This is a genomic window from Microbacterium galbinum (assembly GCF_023091225.1).
Lineage (GTDB): Bacteria > Actinomycetota > Actinomycetes > Actinomycetales > Microbacteriaceae > Microbacterium > Microbacterium galbinum.
Map to the genome: position 1 here is coordinate 572,475 of NZ_JAHWXM010000001.1, position 11,992 is coordinate 584,466.

Genomic DNA, 11,992 nt, shown 5'->3' on the forward strand with positions numbered 1-11,992 from the left:
AGTCGTGCCCCCGGCAGGATTCGAACCTGCGACCGGCGGATTAGAAGGCCGCTGCTCTTCCGCTGAGCTACGGAGGCGAATAGCACTACCGTACCGTGCTCGCGCTCCGATGTCGGAGCCGTCGATAGTATGACGGCATGGTATCTGCGTCGGAGAACGATCGTCTCGTATGGATCGACTGTGAGATGACGGGGCTCGATCTCTCGATCGATGAACTCGTCGAGATCGCCGTCGTCATCACGGACTTCGAACTCCAACCCGTCGATCCCGGATTCCAGATCGTGATCCGCCCGAGCGCCGCCTCGCTCGAGAACATGAACGACTTCGTGACCAAGATGCACGAGAAGTCGGGCCTGATCGAGGAGATCCCCCTCGGAGTGACGCTCGAAGAGGCCGAGGCGCAGACCCTCGCCTACATCCGTCGCTTCGTCCCCGTCGAGCGCAAGGCGCCCCTCGCCGGCAACACGATCGGCACCGATCGCATGTTCCTCGCGAAGTACATGCCGACAATCGATCAGTGGCTGCACTACCGCAACGTCGATGTATCCAGCATCAAGGAGCTCTCGCGCCGGTGGTACCCGCGAGTCTTCTTCCAGGCTCCGTCCAAAGACGGCGGGCACCGCGCGCTCGCAGACATCCTCGAGTCCATCCGTGAGCTCCGCTACTACCGGGAGGCGGTGTTCGTCGACGAGCCCGGCCCCTCGAGCGACGACGCGAAGACCATCGCTCAGCGCACCGTGTCGGAGTTCACCCCAAACATGTAATAGACTCGTCTGGTTGCCTGCTCCGGTAGGCACATGGTGGGTATAGCTCAGCTGGTAGAGCGCTGGCTTGTGGTGCCGGATGTCGCGGGTTCGAGTCCCGTTACTCACCCCATACGAAAGGCCCGAGTCCCCGGACTCGGGCCTTTCGCTTTGCGGGATCTCGCTCCGAGTCGCGCCCCTAGACTGACGAGGTGTCACTCGCGGTCTGGTTCTCGCTTCTGACGGCATCCGTGGTGATCAGCTTCACCCCGGGCGCCGGCGCCATCAATACGATGTCGAACGCCCTCTCCCAGGGCTGGCGTCGATCGATCTGGGGCATCATCGGGCAGCAGCTCGCCCTCGTGGTGCACGTGGTCGTGGTGGCGGCGGGAGTCGGGCTGCTGGTCTCGCGGTCCGAACTGCTGTTCAACGGCATCCGTTACGCGGGTGCTGCCTACCTCGTCTACCTCGGCCTGCGCCTGATCCTGGCGAAGCCCACGGCTCCCGTCGCCGTCGCCGACGACGCACTCGACCTGGTCGATGCGCACGAGGGCCACTGGTCCATGATCCGTCGGGGTTTCTGGGTCAACCTGCTCAACCCCAAGGCGATCGTGTTCTTCCTCGCCTTCATCCCCCAGTTCATCCGCCTCGACGAACCCCAACTGCCTCAATACCTGATCCTCCTGGCCACGGTCATCGTCGTGGACGTCCTCGTGATGTGGGGCTTCTTCGCCGCAGCCGCCCGGCCGTTCCGACGCTTCACGCGCACGGCGAAGGGCCAGCGCACCCTCAACACCGTCTTCGGCATCCTCTTCATCGCGGTCGCCGGGCTCCTCGTCTTCCTGCATTGATCCTGCGCGGCCCCTAGGCTGAACACGATGGAAATGGATGCCGCGACCTTCGAGACCCTCGTCGTCGACGAGCTCGATCGGCTGCCCGACGACATGGTCGACGGACTCGACAACGTCGTGTTCGTCGTCGAGGACCGCCCGGAGGACGGCAGCCTCGACCTCCTCGGCCTGTACGACGGTCTCGCCCTGACCGAGCGCACCCAGTACGGGATGGGCGAGCTCCCCGACCGGATCGTCGTCTACCGCGAACCCCACCTCGCCGTGTGCGAGGACGAGGAGGAGCTCCGCGACGAGCTCCACACCACGCTCGTGCACGAGATCGCGCATTTCTACGGCCTGGATGACGCCCAGCTCCACGATCTGGGGTGGGCATGAGCACGCCTGCGGTGGTCCCGGACGTCGTGGAGGACATCGATCTCCGCGCCGCGCCGCTCGAGCCCTGGCAGGTCGTCGTCTGGAACGATCCGGTCAACCTCATGAGCTACGTCGTACGGGTGTTCCGCACGTACTTCGGCTACTCGAACGATCGCGCGACGTCGCTGATGCTCGCCGTGCACCACGACGGGCACGCGATCGTCGCCACGGGGCCCCGCGAGACCATGGAGGTCCACGCTCAGGCCATGCACGAGTACGGCCTCTGGGCGACCGTGCGGAAGGCCCCGCAGTGAGCGCCGCTGCCGTCGAGATCACCCTCGTCACCCTCGAGGGCGTGCGACTGGACGAGGTCGTCGACGAGTACACGACGCTGCTGTCGTCCGCGGATGCGAACGACGAGGCCCTCGATCGTCTCGCACCGAACCCCTATCCCGACGATGAGCACGCGTCACGCGATTTCGCCGAGGCCACCCGAGACGATCTGCTCGAGCGCCGACTCGCAGATGCCGACGTGGTCCGCCGCGCACTCGCCCCGTTCCAGTCCTTCCGTGCGTCGATGACCGACGACGACATGCTCCGCTCCCACACCCTCGAGGTCCCGCGCGGCGCGGTCGATGCGTGGTTGCGCACCCTGAACGCGATCCGCCTGGTCCTCGCCACCCGCCTCGGGATCATCGAGGACGACGACCACGACCCCGAGGATCCGCGTTTCGGGATCTACGACTGGATCGGATACCGCCTCGAGCTCCTCATCGATGCGGAGATGGGCGACTGACGCGCCCGCGGGTCAGGGAATGTCGATGATCCGCGTCGCCAACGACCGGGGGTCGTCACGCGCGATGTGCGCGCGCTCCTGCGCCGCCCAACGATCCCAATGCGGACGGTAGGTCTCGCCGTCGCGCGTCAGCGCCCTGCGCTTGCGCACCGGCTCCGCAGCCTCGAGCCACACCCGCACATCGCCCAGGGCTGCCGTGGCCGGTGTCAACAGTCCGCTGCCCTCGACGATCACTCCGAGCGCAGGATCGACCGCATGCGTCTCCGCCTCGGTAGCGCGTTCCCAATCCCAACGCTGCCATGCACCGAGTTTCCCGCGCCCGTGCGGTCGGAGGATTCCCTCCAGCGCCCGCTCGACTCCCCCATCGAGGCCGTCCCATCCGGGATAGAGCGAATCGAGGGCGATGACCTGCACACGACCGACGAGCGGCCACTCCTCCGCGACCCGCGCCGCGAGAGTGGACTTCCCCGCGCCGCTGCAGCCGTCGATGAGGACGACCGGGTTCGACGCGGCCAACGCGCGGAGATCGTCGCAGATCAGCCCCGCCGCGCGGGCGAGCGCCGCAGCGACAGGATCATCACTTCTTGAGGGCACGGATGATGCGTGAGAGAGCTCGGCCGGCGACCCAGACGAACGGCACCGCCACGACCAGCAGCGTGACGATGTTGGGCTCGAAACGCAGCCCCTCCTCGCGACGCACGTAGACGCCGACGGGAACGGAGACTCCGCCGCCGCCACCGCCTTCCGCGCCGTCGCCGCTTCCCCCGCCGAAGCCCGAGTAGGTGAAGGCGACGGGAGTGATGCTGACGCCGTCGACGTCCTGCGGCTCTCCGTATGCGCTCTTGACCCCGATGGACGCGGCCTGCTTTCCGAGTTCCAGTGCAATGTTCGGCATGGGACCACGCTAGTCGACCGCAAGGGATTGCGGAGCGTCAATCCACGCCGTGCGCCCGAGGATGCTGTGCAGCACCGCGCCCTTCGCCGCGTCCAATGTGTCGCGCGCGCGTGATGGTCGCAGTCCCGAAGCGAGCCACGGCATCGTCGACCGCTCCCTCGACCCGCCTCCAGTCCTCGTCGTCGTCCCACAGCCCCATCCCACCGCCGCCCGCCGGCTGCAGCTTCTCGGCACGCACTCCGACGAGCCTGATCGGGTCACGACGGTCGATCTGCTCGAACAGCGCCTGGGCGGCCTCGCCGATGCGCTGCCCGACCGCGGTGGGTTCCGACAGCGTCTGAGAGCGGTTCACGGTGCGGAAGTCGTCGAAGCGGATCTTGATCGAGACCGTCGCCGCCTCCCACTGCGCACGACGAAGACGGGCGGCGACGCGGTCCGCGAGCCGCAACAGTTCCGCTCGCAGGAACGGACGATCGAGGATGTCGTGCTCGAACGTCTCCTCGTGTCCGATGCTCTTCTCCACACGCTCGGTGTCGACGGCTCGGGCGTCTTCTCCGCGGGCGAGCTGCGCCAGACGGGCGCTCAGCGCCGAGCCGACGGCGCGGTCGAGCATCTCCGGAGAGGACTCACGGATGTCGCCGATGGTCCGGATGCCGCGCGCCTCGAGTGCCTCCGCAGCCTTCGGGCCGACACCCCACATCGCGCGGACCGGCCGCGGCGAGAGGAACTCGAGCGTGCGTGCCGCCGGGACGACGAGCATTCCGTCGGGTTTCGCGATCGTCGATGCCATCTTCGCGACGTGCTTGGTCGCCGCGACGCCGACGCTGCACGTGATACCGACCTCGTCCGCCACGCGCTCGCGCACGAGCCGGGCGATAACCCCCGGGCTCCCCCACAACCGGCGCACGCCCTGCACATCGAGGAATGCCTCGTCGACGGACAGCGGCTCGACCAGCGGCGTGAACGACTCGAAGATCGCCATCACCTGTCGGGAGACCTCTTGATACCGGTGGAAGTGCGGCATCACGATCCGCGCCGAGGGGCAGAGCCTGATCGCCTGGGAGACCGGCATGGCCGAGCGCACCCCGTAGCGACGCGCCTCGTACGACGCGCTCGAGACGACCGACCGCCCATCGGGCGCTCCGATGATGATCGGGAGTCCACGAAGACCCGGATCGTCGAGCACCTCGACCGCCGCGTAGAAGGCATCCATGTCGACGTGCAGGATGCGCGTTCCAGCGTCGTCGGCTCCCGCCGACGACACCATGCGCCCTCTGCCGTCTCCGTGCCCCATGAGAACATTCTCCCTCGGACCACCGACACCGGCCCGAGGGAGAACAGGACCTACTGCGCGGCGCGCTCGAGGATCAGTTCGCGCACGCGCGCGGCGTCCGCCTGACCCTTCATCGCCTTCATGACCGCACCGATCACGGCACCGGCGGCCTGCACCTTGCCATCCTTGATCTTCGCCAGCACGTCCGGCTGTGCGGCGAACGCATCGTCGATCGCCGCGATCAGCGCGCCGTCGTCCGAGACGACCGCGAGTCCACGGGCGTCGACGACCTCCTGCGGCGTTCCCTCGCCGGCGATGACGCCCTCGAGCACCTGACGGGCGAGCTTGTCCGTCAGCGTTCCCGCGTCGACCAGCTTCTGCAGGGCGGCGACGTTCTGCGGGCTCACCAGGGCAGCGGCATCCTTCTCCTGGGCGTTGGCGAGACGGGCGATCTCGCCGGTCCACCACTTACGAGCGGCCGCGGGCGCGGCCCCGGCCGCGATCGTCGCCTCGACCTCATCGAGGATGCCGCCGTTGCGCACGTCCTGGAACTCGAGATCGGTGAAGCCCCACTCGGTCATCAGACGACGACGCCGCGCGACGGGCTGCTCGGGCAGTGCCGCCCGCAGCTCCTCGATCAGTGCAGCGGCCGGCTCGACGGGGAGGAGATCCGGCTCCGGGAAGTAGCGGTAGTCATCGGCATCCGACTTCGGACGACCCGGAGACGTGGTTCCGGTGTCCTCGTGCCAGTGGCGCGTCTCCTGCGTGATGGAGCCGCCGTCAGCGAGGATCTGCGCCTGGCGCTGGATCTCGTACCGCACCGCACGCTCGACCGAGCGCATGGAGTTGACGTTCTTGGTCTCCGTGCGGGTGCCGAGCTTCTCCTCGCCCCGGCGTCGCAGGGAGACGTTCGCGTCGCAGCGCAGGTTGCCCCGCTCGAGACGGGCCTCGGAGATGCCGAGTCCACGCACGATGTCGCGGATCGCAGCGACGTAGGCCTTGGCGACCTCGGGAGCGCGGTGCTCCGTGCCGGTGATGACCTTCGTCACGATCTCGACCAGCGGCACGCCCGCGCGGTTGTAGTCGACCAGCGAGTACTCCGCACCCTGGATACGACCGGTCGCGCCGCCCATGTGGGTCAGCTTGCCGGCGTCCTCCTCCATGTGCGCGCGCTCGATCGGGATCGTGATGAGCGTGCCGTCCTCGAGCTCGACCTCGACCGACCCCTCGTACGCGATCGGCTCGTCGTACTGCGAGATCTGATAGTTCTTCCCGAGGTCGGGGTAGAAGTAGTTCTTGCGCGCGAAACGGCTCGACTCCGCGATCGAGCAGCCCAGGGCGAGCCCGAGGCTGATCGACGACCGGATCGCCGTCTCGTTCACGACGGGCAGTGAGCCGGGGAGACCGAGGTCGACCGGCGCGATCAGCGTGTTCGGCTCCGCGGCGTGATACGCCTCGTTCGCCGGGTTCGGCGCGTCCGAGAACATCTTCGTGTTCGTGTTCAGCTCGACGTGCACCTCGAATCCGAGCACGGGCTCGAACAGTTCGAGGGCCTTGTCGAAGTCCATGAGCTTGGCGGCGGCCATCAGCGGTTCCCTCCTGCGAGCTGGGGTGCGCGGGTGAGCAGCGGGGCGCCCCACGAATCGACGAGGAGCGTCTCGAGTGCGGCTCCCACACGGTAGAGGCGGGCGTCCTCACGCGCCGGAGCGATGAACTGGATGCCGACGGGGAGACCGTCGTCGTCCGCCAGGCCGCTCGGGATCGAGATCCCCGGCACACCCGCGAGGTTCACGGGAATCGTCGTGATGTCGTTGAGATACATCTGCAGCGGGTCGTCGATCTTCTCGCCGAGTTTGAACGCGGTCGTCGGCGCCGACGGCGTCACGATCACGTCGACCTCCGCGAAGGCGGCGGCGAAGTCCTGCTGGATGAGCGTACGCACCTTCTGGGCACTGCCGTAGTACGCGTCGTAGTATCCCGCCGACAGCGCGTAGGTGCCGAGGATGATGCGGCGCTTGACCTCGTCGCCGAAACCGGCGTCGCGCGTCGCGGACATGACGTCTTCGACGGTCGGGTTCCCGTCCGGAGTGACCCGCAGGCCGAAGCGCACCGAGTCGAACTTCGCGAGGTTGCTCGACGCCTCCGCGGGGAGGATCAGGTAGTACGCCGCCACACCGTATTCGAAGTGCGGTGCGCCGATCTCGACGATCTCGGCTCCCTGCGCCTCCATGAGCGCGAGCGAGGCGCGGAAGGATGCCGCGACACCCGGCTGGAAGCCGCTGTCGGGCAGTTCGCGGATGACACCGACCTTGAGGCCCTTGAGCACGTCGCCGCGCGCGCCCTCGCGGGCGGCGTCGGCGAACGACGGCCAGGCGTCCTTCAGCGACGTCGAGTCCCTCGGGTCGTGACCGGCGATGACATCGTGCAGGAGTCCGGAGTCGAGGACGGTGCGCGAGACGGGACCGACCTGGTCGAGGCTGGACGCCAGAGCGATCGCCCCGTACCGGCTGACCCCGCCATAGGTCGGCTTCACGCCGACCGTGCCGGTCACGTGCGCGGGCTGGCGGATCGATCCGCCGGTGTCCGAGCCGAGGGCGATCGGGGCCTCGAAGGCGGCGACGGCTGCAGCCGACCCACCGCCGGAACCGCCCGGGATGCGCTCCAGGTCCCACGGGTTGTGGGTGGGTCCGTAAGCCGAGTGCTCGGTCGACGAGCCCATCGCGAACTCGTCCATGTTGGTCTTGCCGAGGGGCACGAGACCCGCGGCGCGCGAGCGCGCGACGACCGTCGCGTCGTACGGCGAGCGGTATCCCTCGAGGATGCGCGAGCCGCTGGTGGTGGGCTGATCGGTCGTGACCAGCACGTCCTTGATCGCGAGCGGTACACCGGCGAGCGGACCCAGTTCCTCCCCCGCGGCGCGGCGCGCGTCGATGGCCGCAGCGGCCTCGAGCGCCCCCGCGTTCACGTGCAGGAAGGCGTGGACGTCGCCGTCCACGGCGGCGATGCGGTCGAGGTGCGCCTGCGTCGCTTCGACGCTCGACACCTCCCCGGCGGCGAGCTTCGCCGCGAGGTCGGAGGCGTCCAGGCGGATGATGTCGCTCACTGCTCTTCTCCCAGGATCGCGGTGACGCGGAAGCGGCCGTCGGCGGCATCCGGAGCGTTCTGCAGCACCTGCTCGTGCGTCAGCGTCTGCCCGACGACGTCGGGACGGAAGACGTTGCTCAGCGGGATCGGGTGGCTCGTCGCGACGACGTCGGCGGTCGCGACCTCCGACACCTTCGCGATGTTGTCGACGATCGCGTCGAGCTGGCCCGTGAGCCGCGACACCTCGTCGTCGTTCAGCTGGATGCGTGCGAGCACACCGAGATGGCGCACGAGTTCGGGGGTGATTTCAGACACGCCTGCAAGTCTAGTCAGCGGCTTCCTCCACAGCCGCCTCCGCGCGTTCGATCCCTCCCCCTATGCTGGGGCGCGTGAGTACGTTCCAGCCTCCTCGCCCGTGGGTCGCCAGCTACGCAGACGGCGTCCCGGAAGACCTCGCTCCCGTCTCGGGATCCCTGATCGACATCGTCGCCGAGTCGGTGCGGGACTATCCCGATGCACCGGCTCTGCAGTTCTTCGGCCGCGAGACCTCGTACGCCGAGTTGCAGGACGCGATCGACCGTGTCGCCGGCGGACTCCGCGATCTCGGCGTGCGCGCGGGCGACCCCGTCGCGATCGTGCTGCCGAACTGCCCTCAGCACATCGTCGCGTTCTATGCCGTCCTGCGGCTCGGAGCGGTCGTCGTCGAGCACAATCCGCTGTACACGCCCCGCGAGCTGCGGAAGCAGTTCGAGGACCACGGCGCGAAGCATGCGATCGTCTGGAACAAGGTCGTCTCGACCGTGCAGGAGTTCCCGTCCGATCTCGCGGTGTCGACCCTCGTCTCGGTCGACGTGACCACGGCGATGCCGTTCCTCACCCGAGTCGCGCTTCGCCTTCCCGTGGCGAAGGCTCGGGAATCCCGCGCGGCGCTCACCACTCGCGTCCGTGGAACGGTGACCTGGGAGTCGCTCGTCTCCCACGACCCGATCCCCGAGTCGCATCCGCGCCCCTCGACGGACGACCTCGCCATCATCCAGTACACGTCGGGCACGACCGGCACCCCCAAGGGCGCCTCGCTGACCCATCGCAACCTCCTGGCCAATGCCGCGCAGGCCAAGGCGTGGGTCCCGTCGATCCAGCGCGGCAAGGGATGCGTCGTCTACGCCGTCCTCCCGATGTTCCACGCCTACGGCCTCACGCTGTGCCTCACGTTCGCGATGTCGATGGGTGCGCGCCTCGTGCTCTTCCCCAAGTTCGATCCCGATCTTGTGCTCGACGCGATGAAGAAACACCCCGCCACGTTCCTGCCCCTCGTGCCGCCGATCGCCGATCGCCTGCTCGCGGCGGCGAACCAGAAGGGCGTCTCGCTCGACGGCATCGAGGTCGCGATCTCCGGCGCCATGGCGCTGCCCCACGAACTCGTCGTACCCTTCGAGGCGGCGACGCACGGTTTCCTCGTCGAGGGATACGGACTCAGCGAGTGCTCCCCCGTGCTCATGGCCAACCCCGTCGCCGACAACCGCGTGCCCGGCACCGTCGGTCTCCCGCTGCCCGGTACCGAGTGCCGCGTGGTCGATCCCGAGAATCCGACGGTCGATGTCCCGGCCGGATCGGCGGGCGAGCTCGTCGTGCGCGGTCCGCAGGTCTTCTCGGGCTATTACGGCAAGCCGGAGGAGACGGATGCCGTCTTCGCCGACGGCTGGTATCGCACGGGTGACATCGTCACGATCGATGAGGCGGGCTTCGTGCGGATCGTCGACCGGATCAAGGAACTCATCATCACCGGCGGGTTCAACGTCGCCCCCACCGAGGTCGAGAACGCGCTGCGCCAGCATCCGCAGATCGTCGATGCCGCGGTCGTCGGCCTTCCGAGCGCGCACTCCGGCGAAGAGGTCGCCGCAGCGATCGTCGTCGACGGCGGTGTCGATGTCGACGTCGAAGCGATCCGCGAGTTCGTGCGGGGGATCCTCACCCCTTATAAGGTTCCGCGCCGGCTGTTCGTGGTCGACGAACTGCCGAAATCCCTCATCGGAAAGGTGCTCCGGCGGCAGGTCAAGGAGCGTCTTCTCGCACTCACCAGCGGTTCCTGAGGACGCCCTCACAGGCGCGCAGCACCCTCGGGGCGCTACCCTTGGGAAGTGACCCCTGAAGATGCAGTGCTGACCGACGCCCCCGAGGACTCCCCCGCGACCCCCGGATTCGAGGATCTCGGCATCACCGGGCCCGTCCTCAAAGCCATCCGTGACCTCGGCTACGAGACCCCGTCGCCCATCCAGGCGGCCACCATCCCGACGCTCCTCGCGGGTCGCGACGTCGTCGGCATGGCGCAGACCGGCACGGGAAAGACCGCGGCCTTCGCGCTGCCCGTCCTCGAGCGTCTCGACGTTTCGCAGAAGACGCCGCAGGCCCTCGTGCTCGCCCCGACCCGCGAACTCGCGCTCCAGGTGTGCGAGGCGTTCGAGTCGTACGCCTCGAAGATGAAGGGCGTCCACGTGCTGCCCGTCTACGGCGGCCAGGGCTACGGCGTCCAGTTGTCGGCTCTCCGCCGCGGCGTGCACGTGGTGGTCGGCACCCCCGGCCGCATCATGGACCACCTCGCCAAGGGCACGCTCGACCTCTCCGAGCTGCAGTACCTCGTGCTCGACGAGGCCGATGAGATGCTCAAGATGGGCTTCGCGGAAGACGTCGAGCAGATCCTCGCGCAGACGCCCGAGGAGAAGCAGGTCGCCCTCTTCTCCGCCACGATGCCGCCGCAGATCCGCCGTCTGGCGCAGAAGTACCTGCGCGATCCCGAAGAGATCAGCATCAAGTCGAAGACCGCGACCGGCACGAACATCACCCAGCGATACCTGGTGGTGTCCTATGCGCAGAAGGTCGATGCTTTGACCCGCATCCTCGAGGTCGAGAACTTCGACGGCATGATCGTCTTCGTCCGCACCAAGAACGAGACCGAGACGCTCGCCGAGAAGCTGCGTGCGCGCGGGTACTCGGCCGCGGCGATCAACGGCGACGTGCCGCAGGTGCAGCGCGAGCGCAGCGTCAACCAGCTCAAGGACGGCAAGCTCGACATCCTCGTCGCCACCGATGTCGCCGCCCGCGGCCTCGACGTCGAGCGCATCAGCCACGTCATCAACTTCGACATCCCGACCGACACGGAATCGTACGTGCACCGCATCGGTCGCACCGGCCGTGCCGGTCGCACCGGTGACGCGATCAGCTTCATCACTCCGCGTGAGCGCTACCTCCTCAAGCACATCGAGAAGGCGACGCGTCAGGAACCGACGCAGATGCAGCTCCCGACCACGGAAGACGTCAACACCACGCGCCTCACCCGGTTCGACGACGCGATCACCGCCGCTCTCGGAGACGCCGCCCGGATCGAGTCGTTCCGCGATGTGGTCGCCCACTACGTCCGCAACCACGACGTCCCCGAGGGCGATGTCGCCGCGGCCCTCGCGATCGTCGCCCAGGGGGACACTCCCCTGCTGCTCGACCCGGCGGACGACCCTCTCGCGAAGGCCGTCGCCGCCGACAACCGCCCGCCCCGCGAACGCAACGCGCGCGACACCCGCGAGCCCCGCACCGAGCGCCGCGGGCGTGGTGACTACGCCGCCTACCGCATCGAGGTCGGCCGGCGCCACCGTGTCGAGCCGCGACAGATCGTCGGCGCGCTGGCGAACGAGGGCGGCCTCGGACGCGACGACTTCGGGGCGATCAACATCCGCCCCGACTTCTCGATCGTCGAGCTTCCCGCGAACCTCGACCCGGCCGTTCTCGAGAAGCTGAGCAGCACACGCATCTCGGGCCAGCTCATCGAGATCAAGCCGGATCGTGGACCGGGTGCGCGACGCGGCGGGCCGCGTGAGGGCGGCGCTCGCTTCGACCGGCGCGACCGTGACGATCGTCCGCGCCGCAACGACGACAGCCGTCCGCCGCGTGGCGACCGCGAGGAGAAGCCGTTCCGCAAGCCGCGGCACAAGAACTGAGCGCTCGCGG

Annotated in this window: 13 protein-coding genes and 2 tRNA genes; 8 read left to right on the forward strand and 7 right to left on the reverse strand. The window is 68.2% G+C overall.

The genetic code is table 11. The annotated features are described in order from the left end of the window. Nucleotides 1-5: 5 nt before the first annotated feature. Nucleotides 6-77 (reverse strand) — tRNA-Arg (locus KZC52_RS02870). A gap of 60 nt (nucleotides 78-137) precedes the next feature. Here KZC52_RS02870 and orn point away from each other — a divergent pair. The 6 genes from orn (at nucleotide 138) to KZC52_RS02900 (ending at nucleotide 2,744) form a co-directional block, all read left to right on the forward strand. Then, nucleotides 138-764 (forward strand): oligoribonuclease, encoded by a 627-nt coding sequence (gene orn / locus KZC52_RS02875; RefSeq protein WP_247622559.1) that lies wholly within the window; start codon nucleotides 138-140, stop codon nucleotides 762-764. 36 nt (nucleotides 765-800) lie between these two features. Next, a tRNA-His gene (locus tag KZC52_RS02880) sits at nucleotides 801-876 on the forward strand. Nucleotides 877-955: 79 nt separating this feature from the next. Beyond that, nucleotides 956-1,594 carry a LysE family transporter gene (locus tag KZC52_RS02885; RefSeq protein ID WP_247622560.1) on the forward strand — a complete coding sequence of 213 codons (639 nt, stop codon included), beginning with the start codon at nucleotides 956-958 and terminating at the stop codon, nucleotides 1,592-1,594. Nucleotides 1,595-1,621: 27 nt separating this feature from the next. Beyond that, nucleotides 1,622-1,969: a metallopeptidase family protein gene (locus KZC52_RS02890; RefSeq protein ID WP_247622561.1), complete on the forward strand. Its 348-nt coding sequence runs from the start codon at nucleotides 1,622-1,624 to the stop codon at nucleotides 1,967-1,969. Further along, nucleotides 1,966-2,262: an ATP-dependent Clp protease adapter ClpS gene (clpS, locus tag KZC52_RS02895; protein WP_247622562.1), complete on the forward strand. Its 297-nt coding sequence runs from the start codon at nucleotides 1,966-1,968 to the stop codon at nucleotides 2,260-2,262. Before KZC52_RS02890 ends, clpS begins: the two co-directional genes overlap by 4 nt. Continuing rightward, entirely contained in the window at nucleotides 2,259-2,744 is a 486-nt protein-coding gene (locus KZC52_RS02900; RefSeq protein WP_247622563.1) for a DUF2017 family protein, read from the forward strand. Before clpS ends, KZC52_RS02900 begins: the two co-directional genes overlap by 4 nt. 12 nt (nucleotides 2,745-2,756) lie before the next feature. Here the strand turns inward: KZC52_RS02900 and KZC52_RS02905 are convergent, their stop codons facing one another. Genes KZC52_RS02905 through gatC form a run of 6 tightly spaced genes read right to left on the reverse strand, consistent with a single transcriptional unit; the run spans nucleotide 2,757 to nucleotide 8,311 of the window. Continuing rightward, a complete protein-coding gene (locus KZC52_RS02905; protein WP_247622564.1) occupies nucleotides 2,757-3,338 on the reverse strand; it encodes a nucleoside/nucleotide kinase family protein in 582 nt (193 codons plus the stop codon). Beyond that, entirely contained in the window at nucleotides 3,322-3,639 is a 318-nt protein-coding gene (locus KZC52_RS02910; RefSeq protein WP_247622565.1) for a hypothetical protein, read from the reverse strand. Before KZC52_RS02910 ends, KZC52_RS02905 begins: the two co-directional genes overlap by 17 nt. A 37-nt stretch (nucleotides 3,640-3,676) precedes the next feature. Beyond that, nucleotides 3,677-4,933, reverse strand: a complete 1,257-nt coding sequence (dinB, locus tag KZC52_RS02915) for a DNA polymerase IV (protein WP_247622566.1) — start codon at nucleotides 4,931-4,933, stop codon at nucleotides 3,677-3,679. Between the two features lie 50 nt (nucleotides 4,934-4,983). Continuing rightward, on the reverse strand, nucleotides 4,984-6,498 hold the full coding sequence (gene gatB, locus KZC52_RS02920; RefSeq protein WP_247622567.1) for an Asp-tRNA(Asn)/Glu-tRNA(Gln) amidotransferase subunit GatB: 1,515 nt from the start codon (nucleotides 6,496-6,498) through the stop codon (nucleotides 4,984-4,986). Beyond that, nucleotides 6,498-8,015, reverse strand: a complete 1,518-nt coding sequence (gene gatA, locus KZC52_RS02925) for an Asp-tRNA(Asn)/Glu-tRNA(Gln) amidotransferase subunit GatA (protein ID WP_247622568.1) — start codon at nucleotides 8,013-8,015, stop codon at nucleotides 6,498-6,500. The genes gatB and gatA overlap by 1 nt, the downstream gene beginning before the upstream one ends. Continuing rightward, on the reverse strand, nucleotides 8,012-8,311 hold the full coding sequence (gatC, locus tag KZC52_RS02930; protein ID WP_029259178.1) for an Asp-tRNA(Asn)/Glu-tRNA(Gln) amidotransferase subunit GatC: 300 nt from the start codon (nucleotides 8,309-8,311) through the stop codon (nucleotides 8,012-8,014). The genes gatA and gatC overlap by 4 nt, the downstream gene beginning before the upstream one ends. A 62-nt stretch (nucleotides 8,312-8,373) precedes the next feature. Between gatC and KZC52_RS02935 the strand changes: the two genes are divergently transcribed. Both KZC52_RS02935 and KZC52_RS02940 read left to right on the forward strand, forming a co-directional pair. Then, nucleotides 8,374-10,086 carry a long-chain-fatty-acid--CoA ligase gene (locus KZC52_RS02935; RefSeq protein ID WP_247622569.1) on the forward strand — a complete coding sequence of 571 codons (1,713 nt, stop codon included), beginning with the start codon at nucleotides 8,374-8,376 and terminating at the stop codon, nucleotides 10,084-10,086. Nucleotides 10,087-10,134: 48 nt separating this feature from the next. Further along, nucleotides 10,135-11,982: a DEAD/DEAH box helicase gene (locus KZC52_RS02940; RefSeq protein ID WP_372491552.1), complete on the forward strand. Its 1,848-nt coding sequence runs from the start codon at nucleotides 10,135-10,137 to the stop codon at nucleotides 11,980-11,982. Nucleotides 11,983-11,992 lie beyond the last annotated feature (10 nt).

Bases quoted from the DNA above. Each gene is read 5' to 3' on its own strand.
- KZC52_RS02935 (WP_247622569.1), top strand. From the start codon at position 8,374: ATGCTGGGGCGCGTGAGTACGTTCCAGCCTCCTCGCCCGTGGGTCGCC.
- KZC52_RS02910 (WP_247622565.1), bottom strand. From the start codon at position 3,639: ATGCCGAACATTGCACTGGAACTCGGAAAGCAGGCCGCGTCCATCGGG.
- KZC52_RS02890 (WP_247622561.1), top strand. From the start codon at position 1,622: ATGGAAATGGATGCCGCGACCTTCGAGACCCTCGTCGTCGACGAGCTC.
- gatB (WP_247622567.1), bottom strand. From the start codon at position 6,498: ATGGCCGCCGCCAAGCTCATGGACTTCGACAAGGCCCTCGAACTGTTC.
- orn (WP_247622559.1), top strand. From the start codon at position 138: ATGGTATCTGCGTCGGAGAACGATCGTCTCGTATGGATCGACTGTGAG.
- clpS (WP_247622562.1), top strand. From the start codon at position 1,966: ATGAGCACGCCTGCGGTGGTCCCGGACGTCGTGGAGGACATCGATCTC.
- dinB (WP_247622566.1), bottom strand. From the start codon at position 4,933: ATGGGGCACGGAGACGGCAGAGGGCGCATGGTGTCGTCGGCGGGAGCC.